Here is a 20,867-nt window from a genome sequence, read left to right on the forward strand (position 1 = left end):
CCAATGGTGCCGTAACGGATCAAAGACGCATGAACGGCTCGCTGAAGTGCGCGGTGGCGATCGTCGCCCGCTCGGCCCGCAGCGCCGCCAGGACCTCGGTGCGCGTGCGCGCGGCCGTCTCCTGGTCGTCGTCGTAGGCGTAGTGGACGCCCGGATCGGCCAGCTGCACCGGGTGGAGCACGAGGTCGCCGGTGATGGCCAGGTCGCCGACCCTGGCGATCTGGTGTCCGGGGGTGTGTCCGGGCGTGTGCTGGACGTGGACGCCCGGCGCGACCCGGGCCTGCCCCTCGACGATGTGCAGCTGGTCCTTGAGCGGGGTCAGGAGCCGGTCGGCCACGACCCCGGCGGCGGCGTCGACCTCGGCCCGCTGGAGCACGTAGCGCGCGTTCTCGAACACCGGGGCGCCGTCCGCGACCGCGCCGCCGGCGTGGTCGCTGTGCAGGTGGGTGAGGATGACGGTGCCGATGTCGGCGGGCGTGACGCCCGCCGCCGCCAGCTCGTCCGTCAGTACGCCGGGGACGGGCGCCCAACTGGCCGCCGGGGAGTCCTCCCCGCCGATGCCGGTGTCGACGAGGGTGAGGCGGCCTGCGCCGTCACGCAGCAGGTAACAGTGGAAGTGCAGGACCCACGGATCGTCCCCCGAGCCGGAGCCGGGGAACATCTCGGCGAGCGGGAGGCGGATCGCGGGGCCCATCGGGCCCACCGCGTCGCAGAGCGGCGTCACCTCGACGCCGGAGACGGTGATGGGGTTGTGCTTCATCCCGCCAAGGTTAGGCGGCGACGGGCTCGCGCGGCACGTACTCGTTCTCGAGGTCGGCGGCGTAGACGGCGCGGCAGCAGTGGGCGCACCGGTACATGATCGGGCCTTCGTCGAGGGTGTGGTGGCACTGCGGGCACTGGACGGCGTTCATGGTGATCCCCCAAGGAGCTGTGATGTGTCCATGGAACCCCCGACGAGTTGCAGGGGTCCTGCATGTCACTTGACACGGTGCCGCTGCGCTGGACGGGGATTCTGTGGCGTTCGGGCGCACCGGTGGCCGGCGGTTTCCTCACGGCGCGGTGCGATGAAGAACATTGTCACGCGTACGGGCCGTCTCGCGCGGCAGAACACACCAGAACCGTCCAGGAATAGTCCAAGAGGGCTAGACGTTTCATGGGGCGGAACGTGTGGTATCTTCCCCACAAGCGTTGAGCTGTCAGCTCCGCTGGTCTTCCACACCGAAGCCCGCCTCGGTTTTCCGGGCCCGGCTTCCTCATCGAACTCGCCGGCCATGGTTCGGCGCATCTCCCCCAAAGGGGCTCTTCATGACTGTTCACACCATTCCGCAACAGCGCGCGGAAACGCCCGTACGGCAGGTGAGCGGGCTTCTCGACGTGCACGAGAAGTCCGCCTTCATCCGCGCGGAACACCTTCCGGGGCCGGGCGACGTCCGGGTGCCTCCCGAGAAGGTCAAGCAGCTCGGCCTGCGGCGCGGCGACCACGTCGTCGCCTCCGTGGCCGGGAACAGGCTGGCCGGCGTCGAGTCGGTCAACGGCCTGACCGAGTGGCGGGGCCGGCCGCACTTCGAGGAGCTGACGCCCGTCCATCCGGACGAGCGGCTGGTCATCGAGGCCGGATCGCTCAGCACCCGGGTCATCGACCTGGTCGCGCCCATCGGCAAGGGACAGCGCGGTCTCATCGTGGCGCCGCCCAAGGCCGGCAAGACGATGGTCCTGCAGGCGCTGGCCGCCGCGGTCAGCCGCAACCATCCCGAGGTCCACCTCATGGTCGTGCTCGTGGGCGAGCGGCCCGAGGAGGTGACCGAGATGCGCGGCTCCGTCCAGGGCGAGATCTTCGCCTCCACCTTCGACCACCCCGACCGCGACCACGCCGCCGTCGCCGAGCTGGCCGTCGAGCGGGCCAAGCGCCTGGTGGAGGGCGGCCGCGACGTCGTGCTGCTGCTCGACTCGCTGACCCGGCTCGGCCGGGCCTACAACAACCTCGCGCCCGGCGGCGGCCGGGTGCTCACCGGCGGCATCGACGCCCGCGCCCTCTACCCGCCCAAGCGCTTCTTCGGCGCGGCGCGCAACGTCGAGGACGGCGGCTCGCTGACCATCCTCGCCAGCGCCCTCGTGGACACCGGCTCCCGCATGGACAACAGCCTGTACGAGGAGTTCAAGGGCACCGGCAACATGGAGCTCCACCTCGCCCGCGACCTGGCCGAGCGCCGCCTGTTCCCCGCGGTCGACCTGGAAGCCTCCGGCACCAGGCGCGAGGAGATCCTCATGCACCCCGAGGAGCGGCAGGCGATCTGGCGGCTGCGCCGCTCGCTCGCCGGGCTGGAGCGGCAGCAGGCCCTGGAGACGCTCATCGGCAAGCTGCGCACGACGCCGTCCAACGCCGCGTTCCTGCTGGAGGCGCTGCGCGCGGCGGCGTGAGGCCGCTGGAGAATGGGCGCATGCTGGCCGACATCGTCGAACACCTGATCTGCCCCGTCTGCCGCGCGGACGTGGAGCTCGCCGACGGCGCCCTCCGGTGCGCCCAGGGACACTCCTTCGACGTGGCCAAGCAGGGGTACGTCAGCCTGCTCACCGGGTCACGCCCGCCCGGCACCGCCGACAGCCCGGCGATGGTGGCCGCGCGGGCCGCGTTCCTGACGGCCGGGCACTACGCGCCACTGGCCGAGGCGCTGGCGGAGACCGTGCGCGCCAGGGTGGCAACTCCAGAAAAACGTGAATCTTCTACTGAATCGAATGACGAAACCGGGTCGAGAGCGTACGGTGGGGCGGGAGTGGAAGCCGGTTCAGAAGGTGAACCGGCGGCCGTCGAGGATCGCGGCGCGGCGGGCAGGGCCATACCGGTGATCGTCGACGCCGGCACGGGCACCGGGCACTACCTGGCGGCCGTGCTGGACGCGGTGGACGATGGCATCGGGATGGCGTTCGACGTGTCCAAGCACGCCGTACGGCGGGCGGCGCGGGCGCATCCGAGGCTGGGGGCGTTCGTGGCGGACGTGTGGCGGCCGCTCCCGATCCGGCATGGGGTGGCCGATGTGGTGATCGATGTGTTCGCGCCCAGGAACGGGCCCGAGTTCCGGAGAATTCTGCGTCCTGGCGGGGCCGCGGTCGTCGCGACGCCGGCGGCGTCGCATCTGAGCCCGCTGGTCGAGGAGCTGGGGCTGCTCTCGGTGGACGAGGAGAAGGATCGCCGGGTCGCCCGCAGCATGGACGGGTTCGCCCAGACCGGGCGGCGCACGATCGAGTTCGACATGGACCTCGGACAGGATGAACTGATCCAGGTCGTGGGAATGGGACCGAGCGCGTGGCACACTGATTCCGCCGAGCTGACAGCCCGCATATCAGGCTATTTCAGCCGGCATGCCAAGAATAGCCAGAATAAAGTTACGGTCAGAGCCGCGTTTCATCTGTCTATCTTCGAGCCTGAGCCCCGTTCAAGACCTGTTCCTTGACGGGCATCTGCGACTGGTGTTACTGATGGGGCATTTAGTACGAAATTCCCCCACATTCCCCGAGTATTTCCCGGACTCAGGCGCAATACTGGACGGCATCCCGCACCCAGAGGGCGCGGGCCATCGATGGGAGGGGGCGCGCCGGATGAAGGCGGAGGAACGCTGGCAGGCCAGGTTCCGCGCGTCACGCATGACGTTGCCGACGTGGGCCCGCCAGGCCCCCAACCGCTCCATCTACCGCTCCAACGCCACAGGCACGTGGGAGGTCTACGCCTGGGACCGGGGCACCGGCGTCGTGCGCCAGGTCACCGACCGGCCCAAGGGCACCGCGTACGCGGCGATCGACCCGGCGGGACAGTGGATCTACTGGTTCGCCGACACCGACGGCGACGAGTTCGGCACCTGGTGGCGCCAGCCCTTCGCGGGCGGTCCGAGCGAGCCGGCCGCCCCCGGCCTGCCGCCGGGCCAGCCGGGCGGCATCGCGCTGTCGGCGACCGGGCTGGCCGCCATCAGCCTGGCCAGCGAGGGCACGTTCAGGATCCACCTGGTACGCCCCGGCGCGCCGGCCGAGCTGCTCTACGAGCACGCCGAGGCCGCCTGGGTGACCGACATGTCCCTCGACGGCTCCCTGATCGCCATCAACCACGGCGAGTACGGCGACTTCCGCCGTCCGGCGTTGCGCGTGGTCGACCAGCACGGCGAGACCGTCGGCGAGCTCTACGACGGCCCCGACAGGGGCGTGCACGGCCTCCGCTTCGCCCCGGTGGTCGGCGACCGCCGCCTGCTGACCCTGCACGAGCGCCGCCAGCGTCACGAGCCCCTGGTCTGGGACCCGGTCACCGGCGAGCAGCGCGAGATCTGGCTGAAGGACCCCGGCGACCTGGCCGCCGAGTGGTTCGACGACGGCCGCGGGCTGCTGATCGTGCGCGACCACCGCGCCCGCAGCTACCTGCACCGCTACGACCTGGCAGGCGGCGTCCTGACGCTCATCGACACCCCGCACGGCGTGATCGACGAGGCCGCGGCGCGACCCGGCGGCCACATCGAGTACTCCTGGTCCAGCGGCTCCCGCCCGCCGGTCATCCGGTCGAGCAACGGCCAGGTCGTGCACAACGCGGGCGGCCCGACGGCGCCGCCGAGCGTCCCCGTCGAGGACCTCGACGTCGAGGGGCCCGGCGGGCGCATCCACGCGCTGGTGTCCAAGCCCGAGATCGGCGCGGCACCGTTCCCGACGGTCTTCCTCATGCACGGCGGCCCGACCGACCACGACCGCGACTGCTTCTCCCCCGAGGTCGCGGCCTGGGTGGACGCGGGCTTCGCCGTCGTCCGCGTCAACTACCGCGGCTCGACCGGCTACGGCTCGGCCTGGCGGGACGCCCTCCACGGCGACGTGGGGCACATCGAGCTGGCCGACATCGCCGCCGTGCGCCGGGCGCTGGTGGACCGGGGCACGATCGACCCCGCCCGGCTGGTCCTGTCCGGCACCGCCTGGGGCGGCTACCTCGCGCTGCTCGGCCTCGGCGTCCAGCCCGGCCTGTGGGCCGCGGGCATCGCCGCGGTGCCCATCGCCTGCCACCAGACCTGCTACGAGGACGAGGCCGAGAGCCTGCGCGCCTACCAGCGCGCCCTGCTCGGCGGCTCCCCCGACGAGCAGCCCGAGCGGTACGCCTTCTGCTCGCCGATCACGTACGTGGACCAGATCAAGAGCCCCCTGCTGATTCTCGCCGGCGAGAACGACACCCGCTGCCCGCTGCGCCAGATCGAGAAGTACGTGGCCAAGCTGGCCGAGCACGGACGCGAGCACGAGCTCTACACGTACGGCGCCATCCGCGGCTCGCTCGTGGTCGCCGAACGCATCGCGCAGACGGCCCTGCAACTGGAGTTCGCCCGCAAGCACGTACACATCGGCTGACTTCTCGCGCACGTTTTGGGAGCGCTCCTGCGGGGGCGCTCCCGCGCGGTCAGCGTGCGCGGAGGACCACGATGGCGAGGTCGTCGGCGCTCGGCTCGGCGGCGAACTCAGCCGCGCCCCTGCGGATGCGCTCGGCCACCGCCCTGGCCGACAGCCCGGCGCACTCGGCCAGCAGCTTGGCCAGGCCGCCGTCGTCGTCGAGCAGCCGGCCGCCCGAGCGCCGCTCGGTCACGCCGTCGGTCACCGCGAGCAGCACGTCGCCGTGGTCGAGATGGATGGTGTCGGCCTCGAACACGACCTCGTGGAAGACGCCGAGCAACGACTGGGGCGTGGTCACCGCCTCCACCTTGCCGCTCGGCCTGAGCCGCAGCGCCTCGGGATGGCCGGCGGACACCAGCCGCACCTCCAGGCCGGACTCCACGGGCGTGATGTCGCCGTGGAGCAGCGTGAGGAACCGGGCCCGCTCGCCCTCCTCCAGGATCGCCTGGTTGAGCCGGCCGAGCACCGCGGCCACGCCGTAGCCCTCACGAGCCAGCAGGCGCAGCGTGTGACGGGCCAGGCCGGTCACCGCGGCCGCCTCCGGGCCGGTGCCGCAGACGTCGCCGATCGCGAAGCGCCAGGAGTCGTCGCCCGCCTTGAACAGGTCGTAGAAGTCGCCGCCGACCTCGTTGGCCTCGCCGGCGGGCTCGTAGATGACGCCGTAGTCGAGGCCGGGCACCTCGGGCTCGTTGGGCGGCAGGAGACTGCGCTGCAGCGCCCGGTTGGCGGCGGCCTGCTGGGCGTAGAGCCGGGCGTTGTCCATGGCCAGCGCGGCGCGCCTGCCGATGTCCTCGGCGAACTGGATGACGTCGTCGGGGAAGCGGTCGGACCGGCCCAGGCACATCATGCCGAGCCCGCGGCCGCGCGCGGTGAGCGGCACGGCCAGCACCTGGGAGTCGTTCAGGTGGATGATGGACGTCGCCCTGGTGTCGGCCGCGCCGATGTTCATGTCCGTGAGCTGCTCGCGCAGGCCGTCGATGCGGGCCTCGTCGGCGTGCCACAGGTAGACCAGCCGCAGCGGGCCGCCCGAGCTGTCGGCGGTGTAGACGGCGCACCAGTTCGACAGGCGCGGCACGACGATCTGCGCGATGATCGCCGGGACCATGTCGGGGTCGAGGGTGCCGGCCAGCAGGTCGCTCGCGTCGGCCAGGAATCCGAGCCAGTGAGGGCCCCGCGCGCTCTCCTCCAGCCATTCCGCGGCCACCTGGTCCACCGAGCCGGGTAGCGTGAGCCTTGCCCAATGGACACGGGAATCGCCCGCGAAGGTGACTCCCCACTCTTCCACGTGCACGGAAGGAGCCTTCGGATCACCGTGAGCGGTGATCCGCTGCCGTAGTTCGACCTGGACGGCATCTCCATAATGCTTCCAAATCACCTCAAACGGCTCGTCAGAGACCTGCTCCGTCAGATCTCCGGCCACCTGCTCGGCGGCGTGGAGCACGCTGACAGTGGCCCACGCGGTCATCACCTCGCGCGTGAACCTCATCGCAGCCGTCACAGCGGTATCGCCAGGCGCGAAGGTCGCGGCCAGCACCGCATGGGGAGATGCAGTCATCCCATCGTGCCTACCACACTTCTCACTGACTTGGGGTAAATCCAAGGGCAGGACTACGAGCTACTCATCGTGACAGACTTGAATCACTCGCCGGGACCCGTCGCGAGTGAAGGAGGCCCCATGACCACGGCCAAGGCCGCATCAAGCCCGGAGGAGAGGACCTATACAGAATCGGATCTCGTTCCCGTGCTGGAGACACTTTTCTCCTGGCGTGACGGCGATTTCCGGCGTCGGGTCCCTCACGCGCCCCCCGGCATCCTCAGTGAAGTGCGTCTGTTGCTGAACGAAGTGGCCGATCGCCGCGAACATCTCGCGAACGAGCTGGCAAGAGTTCGCAAGGAAGTCGTCAAGGAAGGGCGCTTCGGGGAGCGGCTGACGCCCGGCCCCGGCGTCGGGGCCTGGTCGGAGAGCGTCGAGTCGGTCAACATGCTGATCGACGCCCTGGTCAGCCCGGTCAGCGGCGCGGCCGACGTGATCGACGCGGTGGCCAAGGGCGACCTGTCGCGGCGCATCGACCTCGACCGGTCGGCCCGCGGCGAGGTGCGCCGCCTGGGCAAGGCCATCAACGGCATGGTCGACCAGCTCGCCCTGTTCAACTCCGAGGTCACCCGGGTCGCCCGCGAGGCGGGCACCGAGGGCAGGCTGGGTGGCAGCGCCAACCTGCGCGGCATGTCGGGCAGCTGGCGCGACCTCACCGAGGCCGTCAACACGATGTCCTCGCGCGTGGCCGCGCAGGTCCGCGACATCGCCGTGGTCACCACCGCGGTCGCCAAGGGCGACCTGAGCCGCAAGGTCACGGTCGACGCCGTGGGCGAGATGTTCGAGCTGAAGAACACCGTCAACACGATGGTCGACCAGCTCTCGGGCTTCGCCGAGGAGGTCACCCGCGTGGCCCGCGAGGTCGGCACCGAGGGCCAGCTCGGCGGCCAGGCGCAGGTCACCGGCGTGTCGGGCGTCTGGAAAGACCTCACCGACAACGTCAACTTCATGGCCAACAACCTGACCTCGCAGGTGCGCTCGATCGCGACCGTGGCGACGGCGGTCGCCCAGGGCAACCTGTCGAAGAAGATCACGGTCGACGCCGAGGGCGAGATCCTGCAGCTCAAGGACACCCTCAACACGATGGTCGACCAGCTCTCGTCCTTCGCCGACGAGGTCACCCGCGTCGCCCGCGAGGTCGGCACGGAGGGCAAGCTCGGCGGGCGCGCCGAGGTGAAGGGCGTGTCGGGCGTCTGGAAGGACCTCACCGACAACGTCAACTCGATGGCCAACAACCTGACCTACCAGGTGCGCAACATCGCCCAGGTGACCACGGCCGTGGCCAACGGCGACCTGACCCGCAAGATCGACGTCGACGCCCAGGGCGAGATCCTCGAACTCAAGTCGACCATGAACACGATGGTCGAGCAGCTGTCCTCGTTCGCCTCCGAGGTCACCCGTGTGGCCCGCGAGGTGGGCACCGAGGGGCAGCTCGGCGGCCAGGCTCAGGTGCGCGGCGTGTCCGGGGTCTGGAAGGACCTCACCGACAACGTCAACTCGATGGCCAACAACCTGACCTCGCAGGTGCGCCAGATCGCGGCCGTGTCGTCCGCGGTGGCGCAGGGCAACCTGTCGAGGAAGATCACCGTTGACGCGCAGGGCGAGATCCTGCAGCTCAAGGACACCCTCAACACGATGGTCGACCAGCTCTCGTCGTTCGCCGACGAGGTCACCCGCGTGGCCCGCGAGGTGGGCACGCAGGGGCAGCTCGGCGGCCAGGCGCGGGTGCAGGGCGTGTCGGGCGTCTGGAAGGACCTCACCGACAACGTCAACTTCATGGCCAACAACCTGACCTACCAGGTGCGCAACATCGCCGAGGTCACCACGGCCGTGGCCAACGGCGACCTGACCCGCAAGATCGACGTCGACGCCCAGGGCGAGATCCTGGCGCTGAAGACCACCATCAACCGGATGGTCGACCAGCTGTCCTCCTTCGCCTCCGAGGTCACCCGCGTGGCCCGCGAGGTGGGTTCGGAGGGCCAGCTCGGCGGCCAGGCCCGGGTCGAGGGCGTCGAGGGCACCTGGAAGCGGCTCACCGAGAGCGTCAACGAGCTGGCCGGCAACCTGACCACGCAGGTGCGTGCCATCGCGACCGTGACCAGCGCCGTGGCCCGGGGCGACCTGACCCGTTCGATCGCCGTCGAGGCGCAGGGCGAGCTGGCGGAGCTGAAGGACAACATCAACTCGATGGTGGCCAACCTCCGCGAGACCACCCAGGCCAACCAGGAGCAGGACTGGCTCAAGTCCAACCTGGCCCGCATCTCCCGGCTCATGCAGGGCCACCGCGACCTGTTCGAGGTGGCCAAGCTGACGATGAGCGAGCTGACGCCGCTGGTCTCGGCCCGCTACGGCGCCTTCTACGGCATCGACCCCGAGGGCGACCACGAGCTGACGCTGATCGGCGGCTACGGCGTGCGTCCCGACCGGGGGCCGCGCCGGCGGTTCGCGATCGGCGAGGGCATCGTCGGCCAGGCGGCGGCCGAGGGCAGGCACATCATCCTCGACGACGTGCCGCCGCAGTTCATCACCATTGACAGCGGGCTCAGCCAGTCCACGCCCGCCCAGATCGTGGTGCTGCCGATCCTGTTCGAGAACCGCGTGCTCGGCGTGCTGGAGCTGGCCTCCTTCACCCCGTTCGGCGAGGTGCACCTCGACTTCCTGACGCAGCTCGTCGAGACCATCGGCGTCACGATGAACACGATCATCGCCAACTCCCGCACCGAAGACCTGCTGACCGAGTCCCAGCGGCTCACCCGTGAGCTCCAGGAGCGCTCCGACGAGCTCCAGCGGCAGCAGGAGGAGCTGCGCAGGTCCAACGCCGAGCTGGAGGACAAGGCGGCGCTGCTGGCCAAGCAGAACCGCGCGATCGAGATCCAGAACTTCCAGATCGAGCAGGCCCGCCGCACGCTGGAGGAGCGCGCCGAGCAGCTCGCCGTCTCCTCGCGGTACAAGTCCGAGTTCCTCGCGAACATGTCCCACGAGCTGCGTACGCCGCTCAACAGCCTGCTGGTGCTGGCCAAGCTGCTGACCGAGAACGCCGAGGGCAACCTGACCTCCCAGCAGGTCGAGTTCGCCCGGACGATCCACAGCGCGGGGTCGTCGCTGCTCCAGCTCATCAACGACATGCTCGACCTGTCGAAGGTCGAGGCCGGCCGGATGGACATCCATCCGATCCAGGTGTCGTTGCCCAAGATGGTCGACCTGCTGGAGGCGGCCTTCGCGCCGCTGGCCCAGGACAAGGGGCTGTCGTTCGGCGTGGAGGTGGCCTCCGACGTGCCGAGCGAGCTGCGGGCCGACGAGCAGCGCCTGCAACAGGTGCTGCGCAACCTGCTGTCCAACGCGGTGAAGTTCACCCCGAAGGGCGAGGTCAAGCTGCGGGTCGCGGCGGCGCCGCGGGGCGTCGACTTCGACGACGACACCCTCCACGACGCCACCGACCTGCTGGCGTTCCAGGTGATCGACACCGGCATCGGCATCGCGCCCGACAAGCGCGAGGTCATCTTCGAGGCGTTCAGGCAGGCCGACGGCACCACCAGCCGCAAGTACGGCGGCACCGGTCTCGGCCTGGCCATCTGCCGCGACATAGCGCGACTGCTCGGCGGCGAGATCCACGTCGACAGCGAGCTGGGCAAGGGCAGCACGTTCACCCTCTACCTGCCCGCCTCCTACACCGGCCCGCTGGCCGCCACCGACGGCAGCACGGCCCCGCGCCGGCAGCTCATGACCTCGCCCGCCGAGGAGCAGGCCGCCGCCGCGACCATGCCCGAGCCGCCCATGCCGCTCGACATGCCGATGCCTGAGCTGGTCGAGGCGCCGGTGGAGACGCCCGCCCAGTGGCAGGGCGACGACCCGCTCAACGGCGCCAAGATCCTCATCGTCGACGACGACATCCGCAACGTGTTCGCCCTCACCAGTGTGCTGGAACGGCACGGATCGACGGTCGTCTACGCTGAGAACGGCCGTGAGGGGATCGAACAGCTCGAACGGAACGAGGACGTCGCGCTCGTACTGATGGACATCATGATGCCGGAGATGGACGGCTGGGCCACGACCTCGGCCATCCGGCGCATGCCGCAGTTCGCCGATCTGCCGATCATCGCGCTGACCGCCAAGGTCATGCGAGGTGATCGCGAGAAGAGCATCGCCTCGGGCGCGTCCGACTACGTGCCCAAACCGGTCGACGTGGACCGCCTGCTCGAACGGCTGCGCGGCTGGCTCAGCCGTGGGCGAGGAGCCACGAACGACTCGTCGCCCTCAACCGCCGAAGGGTCGTGATCGATGCCTGACCGTGCCAAGATCCTCCTGGTCGACGACCGCGAGGAGAACCTGATCGCCCTGGAGGCGATCCTCAGCTCGCTCGACCTGGTGCCCGTACGCGCCAGGTCCGGCGAGGAAGCGCTCAAGGCGCTGCTCAACACCGAGTTCGCGCTGATCCTGCTCGATGTCCGGATGCCGGGCATGGACGGGTTCGAGACGGCCGCCCACATCAAGCGGCGGGAGCGGACCAGGAACATCCCGATCATCTTCCTGACCGTGGTCGACAGCGCTCCCGACTACGCCTTCCGCGGCTACGCGGCCGGGGCGGTCGACTATCTCACCAAGCCGTTCGACCCGTGGGTGCTGCGGGCGAAGGTGTCGGTGTTCACCGAGCTCTACAACATGAACAAGCGACTGGCCGAGCAGGCGTCGTTGCTCCGGGAGCGGCTGACCGCCGAGTTGCCGCCGGGAGCGGGTGACCACGCCTCGGTCCTGCCGGAATTGTCCCGGCGGCTCACCGCCGCGGAGGACGAGCTGGCCCGGGTACGGGAGCTGGCCCGCAAGTCGCAGGATCCGGCGCTCGCCGTCCCGCTGGGCGACCTGGCCGACCGGCTCACCCACCTGCGCGCGGGCTTCGACGCGCTCTCCTGACGCCGTCCCACCGGACGCCCGGGCCGCCACCTACGGCGCCCGGGCGTGGCGGTCAGTGGCGGGCGCGTTCGAGGGCGTCCCAGAAGCCGCGGCGCAGGGCGTGGCGAACCTCGTCGTGCAGGAGGAAGTCGATCGGCAGCGAGGAGCCCTGCAGCAGGCGGGCCTCCAGGTCGGAGGGCATGCGGGGCTTGCGGGCGAGCACGGCCTCCAGCCACAGCGCGGGTGCGTCGCGGGCCACGGACTCGCCGAAGTCGTGCCCCTCGCGGTGGGCGGCCTTGACGGCGTCGGCCAGCGTGGTGGCCCCGGCGGTCGCCGCGGACGGCGGCGAGACCGGGGCGGCCTGCGGCCCGGTGTAGGGCCCGAGCTGCGACGGCTGGTACGCGCCCCCCGACGACGGCGTGGCGAACTGCCCGGTGCTGGGCGAGGCGGACTGCGGCTGCTGCAACGGCCCGGTCGCCGGCGCGGCGGACGGCGGGATGGACGGCGGCTGCTCCTGGTACCCCGAGTAGGACGGCAGCACCGGCGGCGTGGACGCCTGCCCCCGCCCGGCCGACGACGCGGGCCCGTTGGCGGACGGCTGCCCGGCGGAGGGCGCCGCGTGGCTCCCGGAGGGCGGACTGGCCGCGTGGCTGCCCGAGGACGACGAGCCCGGTGGCAGCGAGGCCGTCGGGGACGGCGGCGCCGAGGCCGGCGGGGCGGGCGGCAGCGAGTGCGCGGCGTGCCCGTTGCTGAGCGGCTGGTGGTGACCGTTGGAGGACTCGGTGACGCCGCTCACCATGGTGACGTAGGGCCGCAGGTGGACGCCGCCCAGCTCGACCAGGTCGTCGCACTCCTGCCGAAGCGACCGGGACACGGCCCACCCGCCGTCGGCCGCGATGTGGATGACGGTGACCCTGATGCCGAGGTCTTGGGCGTCGCACACCACCTGGGCGAGGTCTTCGTCGCCGCTGACGACGACGGCGTCGCAGATGGCGTTGTTGCGGGCCAGGGTCATGAGGTCGCGATGGACCTGGGCGTCGACGCCTTCGCGGCGGCCCGGCCGGATGCGCGAGAGCCTGAGCTTGAGGCCCGGGATGTCGGCCAGCGCGTCGTGTTCCGGGGTGCGGCGGCCCTCGACGGTCGCCTCGTACCAGTAGCACCGCAGCAGCGGCAGGCCCGTGCGCTCGCGCGACAGGTTGGTCATCAGCTGGAGGAGCCCGGGATAGTCCCAGGCGACGGCTTCGCGATGGCGAGTGCCGTGCACGGCCATCGCTCCGTCTGCCAGCAGATAGCCGGCGTCCACGAACAGCGCGCAGCGATCCACTGACACCGCCCCTTTCCTGGTGGTCCGACCTTGCTGGCTCTGCACCGTCAGAGACCGGACTCGGCGGCCCTCTCTCAGGGTAATGAAAGCAGGTGATCGCGCGAGGGTGAATCCCGACGATTCGACCGCGGGTCGCCGTCCGACCGGAGGTTTTAGGCAGACCGTACCAGTTTGTCCTGTTCATGGTCATGAGCGCGCCCTGACGCTCAGTGCGGCCACGCCGAACAGCACGACGTCCCGGTCGGCCACGATCGTCAGCCCCGGGTCGCGGCCCAGCTCGGCGTCGACCGTGTCGACGTCGACGCCGAAGGTCATCCCCGTGGCGCCGTTGGAGGAGCCGTCGAAGACGTTGGCGCGGTCGCGGTCGCCGCCCGCCGGGGTGATCGCGCCGGTGCCGAGCGAGACCTTGTCGCCCCCGAGGTCGGCGTCGCCCTCCCAGGTCACCAGCTCGGCCCTGGCGGGCGCGGCGGCCGGGCTCAGGCCGCCGAGCGGCATGCGCACCTTCCTGACCGGACCGCCGATCACGGCGGCCGTGTCGAGCACCACGGCCTGGCTGTACGGCTGCCGCGGCCCGGACACGATCACCACCAGGCTCCACCCGGCGTGGCTGGAGGCCCCCTCCGCCATCGGCGGGTCGGCCGCCCACCACAGGCCGCTCGGCCGCGCCTGCCCGGCCAGCGCGGTGACGTCGGCGAACGCCTGGTAGGCCGGGCCGAGCGGCATGTCGAGGGTCGTGACGTGGTCGGGCCGGACCGACACGTACGTGCGCCGCCCAGGCGCCCTGACCTTGACCGGCCCCGCCGCCGCGCCGCTCGCCGACCAGTAGAGGCCCGCCCACACGACCCGGCCGTCCTTGGGCAGGGTGAGCCGGGCCGCGCTGGAGGCGGTGGTGGCCGGGCTGGCGTCCTGGTCGAGGGCGGTCATCGGCCACAGGTCGTTGTCGCGCTGGTCGCCCTGGCGGCGCCTGGCCTCGGCACAGCCGTCGTGCTCCTCGGGGCAGGTGAGCAGCGTGTTGCCGATCGCCCTGACGGCGACCCTGCCCTCGGTGGCGAACCTGGCCGACGCCCCCGCCGTGCGCACGCCCTGCTCGGCCCGCGCCTTGACGTGCAGGCCGGCCGCGTCGACGCGCACGGCGGGCCCGGCGCCCTCCGGCGCCTGCTCCGACACCAGCACGCGCAGGAACAGCGCCGTGCCCTGCCCGGCGGCGAGCGGCTGCCTGGCGCACCGCGCGCCCTGACCGGCCTGCCGGCAGGACCAGCCGTCGACCGTGCCCACGGGATCGAGCAGCGCCACCCCCTGGCCGCGCCGGGCGGACGGGAGGAGCGTCACGCCGGGCGGCAGCTCGACGGTCGCGGCCAGCTCGCCGCTCGGGCCGTCGCCGTCGTTGCGCAGGCGCATGCCGACGATGCCGGGCTGGGCGCGTACGAGGGCGCCGAGCGCGCCGATCGTGGCCCGCAGCCGCGGCCTGCCCGACGGTTCCTCCGGCGGCGGCACGCGCGCGGGCGGCTCGCTCGGCACGGGCAGCGGCACCGGCCGCACCGACGCCGGAGGCCGCTGGGCCACGGGCGCGGGCGGCGGCACCGGCTGCCTGACCGCCGGCGACTCCCCGGACACCAGCACGAACGCCGCCACCGCCGCGGACGCGACCGCCACGCCGCCCGCCACCACGACCTGCTGCCGCGAGGGCGTCCGCCGCAGCAGCCCGAACAGCCGCAGCAGCCAGCCCGTGCCTCCGCCGGCCGCGCCCACCTTGGCCAGCGCCGCCGCGTAACCGCCGAACACCGGCCCGGCGATCAACGGGCCGACGATGACGCGCAGGCCGCGGTTGACGTCGGTCAGTTCGAGCAGCACGCCGTGGCATTCCTCGCAGCCGTTCACGTGGTCGTCGACCGCCCGCGAGTCGCGCCTGGCCAGGCCGCCCCTGACGTAGGCGCCCATCTTGCCGAGCACCGGACGGCACTCGTGCTGCGGCGCCGCGCGCAGATGCATCTGCAGGTACGCCTGCCGCAGCCCCTCGCGCGCCCGGTAGGCCAGCGCCGCCACCCCGTTGGCCGACAGCCCGAGCAGCGGCGCGACCTCGGCGGGCTTGCACTTCTCCACCTCGGTGTGCCAGAGCACCGCCCGCCAGCGCTCGGGCAGCGACAGGAACGCGCGGGAGATCATCGACCGTTCGAGGCCGACGAGCGCGGGATCGGCGAAGGGCACGCCCGGGTCGTACCGCTCGATCTCGCCGGTGGTCACCTGGCGGCTCTCGACCCGGCCGCGGTCGTAGACGGTGCGGCGCACGACGGTCAGCAGGTACGTGCGGAACCCCGATTCGGGCCCGCCGCCCCTGCCGACCAGGTCGAGGATCTTCGTGAACGACTCGGCCACGACGTCCTCGACCTCGGACTCGCCCCTGACCAACTGCCTGGCCAGCGCGCGGGCCGCGGCCACGTGACGCTCGTAGAGCCGTCCGTACGCGGTCGCGTCTCCGGCCCTGACCTCCTTCAGAAGGTCGGCATCGCTACGCGGCGATTCCACACTCATTGTGACCTCACGATTACGGTGGGTTGCCCCGCGCAATCATTCCGCATTCTCCGTCATGACTAAACCGCATGGCCGTCTTTACCTCTGAGGACCTAGGGGAGGCACGCATGGGCGAGGACGTGCGGACGCGCTGGCGCGGCCGGAGCACGGCGGAGGGATGGTCGCTGGCCGACGACTGGTGGGCTCCGGCCGTGGAGTACGCGATCAAGGCCGCGACGCGCGGCGGCGACCTGCCGCGCGCCTGCGAGGAGCTGGGCGCGGCGCGCGCGGAGGCGGGTGTGGGGATCACCGAGGGGCTGAACGACCTGGCGGCGCTGTTCGCCGTCACCGACCGGGGCGAGCCGTCGTTCCCCCTGGTACGGGCGTACGCGGCGGGGTGGGCCGAGCAGAGCTTCGCGCCCATGAACGACCTGCGGTGCGAGGACCCGCTGACCGGGCTGGCCACGGTGGGCTACCTGCGTACCAGGCTGGGCGAGCTCTACCGGGGGGCGGCCGCGGGCGGGCACCTGCTGGTGGTGGCCGAGCCGTACGGGCCGATCGGCGAGCCGGCCGAGCGGCTGGCGGCGGCGCTCAACCTGGCGACGGCGCTGCGCAAGGTGTTCACCGGCGGCGAGACGCTGGCGCTGCTCGCGCCCGTCCGCGTGGGCGCGGTGACCACGGAGGACGAGCGGCTGCCCGACCGGCTCGCCCGCCTGCGCACCACCGACATCCTCTACGGCCGCCACCCCCGCGTCCGCGTGCGCCGGCTCCCCCGCGCGCACGCGCAGGCCCTCGCTCTCATCAGGACGCTGACCCTGGGACCCTAAGCTTGGGCGCATGACAGACCGCGACAACCTGCTGGCCGAGATCAAGCGCAAGGCCGTCGTCCACGGCAAGGTCACGCTCTCCTCGGGCAAGGAGGCCGACTTCTACCTCGACCTGCGACGCATCACGCTCGACGGGGTGGCCGCGCCGCTCGTCGGCAAGGTGATGCTCAACCTGACCGACGATCTCGACTTCGACGCCGTGGGCGGGCTCACGATGGGGGCCGACCCGGTGGCCTGCGCGATGCTGCACGCGGCGGCGGCGCGCGGGCGCACGCTCGACGCGTTCGTGGTGCGCAAGGCGCAGAAGTCGCACGGCATGCAGCGCCGCATCGAGGGGCCCGAGGTGAAGGGGCGCCGGGTGCTGGCCGTGGAGGACACCTCGACGACCGGCGGCTCGCCGCTGACCGCCGTCGAGGCGCTGCGGGAGGCGGGCGCCGAGGTGGTGGCCGTGGCCACGATCGTCGACCGGGGCGCGGGCGCGCGGATGGCGGAGGAGGGGCTCGACTACCGCACCGCCTTCACCCTCCAGGACCTCGGACTGTGACGGCCTCCCTCGCGCCCTGCTCACCCGGGGCGCGAGGGACGGTGGACGGCGGGATCAGTGCTGAGGGTCGGTGCTGGAGGGCACGCGGTGGTGCTTGCCGTTGGGCAGGGGCATCCGCTTGCGCTCGCGGCGCTTCTTGACGACCTCGATGATGATCGGGATCAGCGAGATGAAGACGATGATGAACACGCCCGGCAGGATGTACTTGTCGATCTGCTTGGGGTCGACCTTGCTGCCGAGGAAGTAGCCGAGCAGCACCAGGCCCTCGACCCAGACCACGCCGCCGATGACGTTCCACAGGAAGAAACGCCTGGCGGGCATCTCCAGCACGCCGGCCACCGGGTTCATGAACGTGCGGACGATCGGCACGAACCGCGCCAGCACCACCGCCCTGGCCGGCCCGAACTTCTGGAAGAACTCCTCGGCCCGCATCACGTGTTCGCGTTTGAACAGCCGGGAGTCCGGCCTGTCGAACATCTTCCTGCCGAACCTGGCCCCCAGGAAGTGGCCGAGCTGGGCGCCCGCGATGGCGCACAGCGGTGTGCCGATCACCAGGACGGGGAAGGAGATCGGCGGCGCCTCGCCCACGACCAGCGACGCGGAACTGAAGATCCCCGCCGCCACCAGCAGCGAGTCGCCCGGCAGGAAGAAGCCGAGCAGCAGACCCGTCTCGGCGAAGATGATGGCCAGCACGCCGATGGTGGCGAAGGCGCCGAGGATGGTGAGCCACCACGTCGGGTCGAGGAGATTCCAGAGCCAGTCCACCCCGTGAGCCTACCTGGAGCCGAGCGAATCGGATGTGGCCATCCGGCTCGCGTTGTCACTACCAGTTGAGGTGGGGAGCCGGGATACTGGGCAGGCGCGAAGCCGTACTTCTCAGGGAGATGACTCATGCCCATCGCGACTCCAGAGGTCTACGCCGAAATGCTCGACCGTGCCAAGGCGGGCGGGTTCGCCTATCCGGCGATCAACGTGACCTCTTCTCAGACCTTGAACGCCGCCCTGCGCGGGTTCGCCGAGGCCGAGAGCGACGGCATCGTGCAGGTGTCGACCGGCGGCGCCGAGTTCCTCTCCGGCACGACGGTCAAGGACATGGTGACGGGCGCGACCGCCCTGGCCGAGTACGCGCGGGTCGTCGCCGCCAAGTACCCGGTCACGGTGGCGCTGCACACCGACCACTGTCCCAAGGACAAGCTCGACGGCTACATGCGGCCGCTGATCGACATCTCGCTGGAGCGGGTGTCCAAGGGCCTCGACCCGCTCTTCCAGTCGCACATGTGGGACGGCTCGGCCGTACCGCTGGAGGAGAACCTGGAGATCGCCAAGGAGCTCCTGGACAAGTGCGCCCGCGCCCGGATCATCATGGAGATGGAGATCGGCGTGGTCGGCGGCGAGGAGGACGGCGTCGTCGGCGAGATCAACGAGAAGCTCTACACCACCGCCGAGGACGCGCTGGCCACGGCCGAGGCCGTCGGCGTCGGCGACCGGGGCCGCTACATGCTGGCCGCCACGTTCGGCAACGTGCACGGCGTCTACAAGCCGGGCCACGTGAAGCTGCGGCCGAGCGTGCTGAAGGAGATCCAGGACGCGGTCGGCGCCAAGTACGGCAAGGACAAGCCGTTCGACCTGGTCTTCCACGGCGGCTCCGGCTCGCTGCTGGAGGAGATCCACGAGGCCATCTCCTACGGCGTCGTGAAGATGAACGTCGACACCGACACCCAGTACGCCTTCACCCGGCCGATCGCCGACCACATGTTCCGCAACTACGACGGCGTCCTGAAGGTCGATGGCGAGGTCGGCAACAAGAAGGCGTACGACCCGCGCGCCTACGGCAAGAGCGCCGAAACCGGCATGGCGACCCGCGTGGCGGAGGCCTGCCACAACCTCAAGAGCAGTGGGACGAAGATCTCCTAGCCACTTGGGCGGCACGGCGGGTATGACTTGTCCTATGGATAACCTTCTCGCCGGGCCGCCCCCGACTCACCTGCCGGACCTGCCCGAGGCCAGGGAGGCGCTCGAATCAGGGGCCAAGGCCGCCGACGTGGCCGCCCGCTTCCCGGCCCACCCGGCGGCCTGGGCCGCGCTCGCGGAGGAATACTTCGCGCAGGGCCACGCCGTCACCTCCTACGCCTTCGCCCGCACGGGCTACCATCGCGGCCTCGACCAGCTGCGCAGGAGCGGCTGGAAGGGCCACGGTCCCATCCCTTGGGAGCACGAGCCCAACCGCGGCTTCCTGCGCTGCCTCTACGCCCTGTCCAGGGCCGCGCAGTCCATCGGCGAGAAGGACGAGGCCGAGCGTTGCCTGCAGTTCCTCAAGGACAGCACCGACACCGGATATGAGGCACTGGCCAAGGGTTAGCACCCCATTGGGGGCACGCGCCTTGGGACGAATAGGCAGACTCGGGTAGTCTCTCTACGCAAGAGCCCCTGTCGCACTTGCGCCAGGGGTTTCGTTTTGTGCTCGGGAGACTGAACAATGCCGGCTGCCGTTCTCGTTGGGGCCCAGTGGGGCGATGAAGGCAAGGGCAAGGCCACCGACCTGCTCGGTGGCGACGTCGACTACGTCGTCCGTTATCAGGGTGGCAACAACGCGGGACACACCGTCGTCATCGGTGACCAGAAATACGCTCTGCATCTCCTGCCGACAGGGATCCTGTCGCCGGACGTCGTACCGGTGATCGGCAACGGTGTGGTGATCGACCCGGGGGTGCTGCTGAGCGAGATCGACGGGCTGGCCGCGCGGGGCATCTCCGCCGAGCGCCTGCTGATCTCGTCCAACGCGCACCTGATCATGCCGCACCACAAGGCGCTGGACAAGGTCACCGAGCGCTATCTGGGCAAGGCCAAGATCGGCACCACCGGACGCGGCATCGGCCCCGCGTACGGCGACAAGATCGCCCGGATGGGCGTGCGGGTCCAGGACCTGCTCGACCCGGGCATCCTGGCCAAGAAGATCGAGGTCGCGCTGACCGAGAAGAACCAGGTGCTGACCAAGGTCTACAACCGGCGCGGCATCGACCCGGCCGCCGTGCTGGAGGAGTACCTGGCCTACGCCGAACGGCTCAAGCCGCACATCGCCGACACCTCGCTCGTGCTCTCCAAGGCGCTGGACGAGGGCAAGTTCGTGCTGCTGGAGGGTGGTCAGGGCACGCTGCTCGACATCGACCACGGCACGTACCCGTTCGTCACCTCCTCCTCGCCTACGTCCGGGGGCGCGTGCGCCGGGGCGGGCATCCCGCCGAACCGGCTCACGAAGATCATCGGCATTCTGAAGGCGTACACGACCCGCGTGGGCTCGGGGCCGTTCCCGACGGAGCTGACCGACGAGACGGGCGAGTGGCTGCGCCAGACGGGCGGCGAGTACGGCGTCACCACCGGCCGCAACCGGCGCTGCGGCTGGTTCGACGCGGTGATCGCCCGCTACGCGACCCGGATCAACGGCATCACCGACTACTTCCTCACCAAGCTCGACATCCTGTCGGGGCTGGAGAGCATCCCGGTGTGCGTGGCGTACGAGGTCGACGGCGTCCGGCACGACGAGATCCCGATGACCCAGACCGACTTCCACCACGCGGTCCCGGTCTACGAGGAGCTGCCGGGCTGGAAGGAGGACATCTCCAACGCCAAGTCGTTCGACGACCTGCCGCCGAACGCGCAGGCGTACGTGCGGACGCTGGAGGAGATGAGCGGGGCGCCCATCTCGGCGATCGGCGTCGGCCCGGGCCGGGACCAGACCGTCGTGGTCCGCTCGCTGGTCTGAGGCTGACGTAAGGGGGACGGCGT

Annotated in this window: 16 protein-coding genes; 10 read left to right on the forward strand and 6 right to left on the reverse strand. The window is 70.9% G+C overall.

Translation table 11 applies throughout. The features are described 5' to 3' along the window. Positions 1-19: 19 nt before the first annotated feature. Both AB0J97_RS01160 and AB0J97_RS01165 read right to left on the reverse strand, forming a co-directional pair. Positions 20-760 carry an MBL fold metallo-hydrolase gene (locus AB0J97_RS01160; RefSeq protein ID WP_357692781.1) on the reverse strand — a complete coding sequence of 247 codons (741 nt, stop codon included), beginning with the start codon at positions 758-760 and terminating at the stop codon, positions 20-22. Between the two features lie 10 nt (positions 761-770). Then, positions 771-911 (reverse strand): hypothetical protein, encoded by a 141-nt coding sequence (locus tag AB0J97_RS01165; protein ID WP_357692783.1) that lies wholly within the window; start codon positions 909-911, stop codon positions 771-773. 394 nt (positions 912-1,305) lie between these two features. Here AB0J97_RS01165 and rho point away from each other — a divergent pair, with 394 nt between their 5' ends. From rho to AB0J97_RS01180, 3 genes are all read left to right on the forward strand, one after another. Beyond that, complete coding sequence (gene rho / locus AB0J97_RS01170; RefSeq protein WP_364082989.1) at positions 1,306-2,418, forward strand: transcription termination factor Rho; 1,113 nt, start codon at positions 1,306-1,308, stop codon at positions 2,416-2,418. 20 nt (positions 2,419-2,438) lie between these two features. Further along, positions 2,439-3,449 carry a putative RNA methyltransferase gene (locus AB0J97_RS01175; protein ID WP_364082992.1) on the forward strand — a complete coding sequence of 337 codons (1,011 nt, stop codon included), beginning with the start codon at positions 2,439-2,441 and terminating at the stop codon, positions 3,447-3,449. 145 nt (positions 3,450-3,594) lie between these two features. Beyond that, entirely contained in the window at positions 3,595-5,361 is a 1,767-nt protein-coding gene (locus AB0J97_RS01180; RefSeq protein WP_357692789.1) for a prolyl oligopeptidase family serine peptidase, read from the forward strand. Between the two features lie 49 nt (positions 5,362-5,410). On the opposite strand, the gene AB0J97_RS01185 is transcribed toward AB0J97_RS01180, so the two are convergent. Then, complete coding sequence (locus AB0J97_RS01185) at positions 5,411-6,613, reverse strand: SpoIIE family protein phosphatase (protein ID WP_357692791.1); 1,203 nt, start codon at positions 6,611-6,613, stop codon at positions 5,411-5,413. Between the two features lie 462 nt (positions 6,614-7,075). On the opposite strand from AB0J97_RS01185, the gene AB0J97_RS01190 reads away from it, so the two are divergent. After that, a complete protein-coding gene (locus tag AB0J97_RS01190; RefSeq protein ID WP_357692793.1) occupies positions 7,076-11,269 on the forward strand; it encodes a HAMP domain-containing protein in 4,194 nt (1,397 codons plus the stop codon). 3 nt (positions 11,270-11,272) lie between these two features. Continuing rightward, entirely contained in the window at positions 11,273-11,902 is a 630-nt protein-coding gene (locus tag AB0J97_RS01195) for a response regulator (RefSeq protein ID WP_357692795.1), read from the forward strand. Positions 11,903-11,954: 52 nt separating this feature from the next. Here AB0J97_RS01195 and AB0J97_RS01200 read toward each other — a convergent pair whose 3' ends face one another. Both AB0J97_RS01200 and AB0J97_RS01205 read right to left on the reverse strand, forming a co-directional pair. Further along, positions 11,955-13,205 (reverse strand): NYN domain-containing protein, encoded by a 1,251-nt coding sequence (locus AB0J97_RS01200; protein WP_357693539.1) that lies wholly within the window; start codon positions 13,203-13,205, stop codon positions 11,955-11,957. 186 nt (positions 13,206-13,391) lie between these two features. Beyond that, positions 13,392-15,728, reverse strand: coding sequence for a sigma-70 family RNA polymerase sigma factor (locus AB0J97_RS01205; RefSeq protein ID WP_364082998.1), 2,337 nt, complete (start codon positions 15,726-15,728; stop codon positions 13,392-13,394). Positions 15,729-15,841: 113 nt separating this feature from the next. Between AB0J97_RS01205 and AB0J97_RS01210 the strand changes: the two genes are divergently transcribed. Next, the gene (locus tag AB0J97_RS01210; RefSeq protein ID WP_364083001.1) at positions 15,842-16,540 is read left to right on the forward strand and encodes a hypothetical protein; all 699 of its coding nucleotides are present in this window, start codon (positions 15,842-15,844) and stop codon (positions 16,538-16,540) included. 10 nt (positions 16,541-16,550) lie between these two features. Further along, positions 16,551-17,084 (forward strand): orotate phosphoribosyltransferase, encoded by a 534-nt coding sequence (gene pyrE, locus AB0J97_RS01215; protein WP_364083004.1) that lies wholly within the window; start codon positions 16,551-16,553, stop codon positions 17,082-17,084. Between the two features lie 54 nt (positions 17,085-17,138). Here the strand turns inward: pyrE and AB0J97_RS01220 are convergent, their stop codons facing one another. Continuing rightward, the gene (locus tag AB0J97_RS01220) at positions 17,139-17,849 is read right to left on the reverse strand and encodes a DedA family protein (protein WP_357692803.1); all 711 of its coding nucleotides are present in this window, start codon (positions 17,847-17,849) and stop codon (positions 17,139-17,141) included. A gap of 126 nt (positions 17,850-17,975) precedes the next feature. Between AB0J97_RS01220 and fbaA the strand changes: the two genes are divergently transcribed. From fbaA to AB0J97_RS01235, 3 genes are all read left to right on the forward strand, one after another. After that, positions 17,976-18,998, forward strand: a complete 1,023-nt coding sequence (gene fbaA, locus AB0J97_RS01225) for a class II fructose-bisphosphate aldolase (RefSeq protein WP_364083007.1) — start codon at positions 17,976-17,978, stop codon at positions 18,996-18,998. A gap of 34 nt (positions 18,999-19,032) precedes the next feature. Then, complete coding sequence (locus AB0J97_RS01230) at positions 19,033-19,443, forward strand: DUF3151 domain-containing protein (RefSeq protein WP_364083010.1); 411 nt, start codon at positions 19,033-19,035, stop codon at positions 19,441-19,443. Between the two features lie 117 nt (positions 19,444-19,560). Then, positions 19,561-20,844, forward strand: a complete 1,284-nt coding sequence (locus AB0J97_RS01235) for an adenylosuccinate synthase (RefSeq protein ID WP_357692806.1) — start codon at positions 19,561-19,563, stop codon at positions 20,842-20,844. Positions 20,845-20,867 lie beyond the last annotated feature (23 nt).

The organism is Nonomuraea sp. NPDC049607 (assembly GCF_040675375.1).
GTDB lineage: Bacteria > Actinomycetota > Actinomycetes > Streptosporangiales > Streptosporangiaceae > Nonomuraea.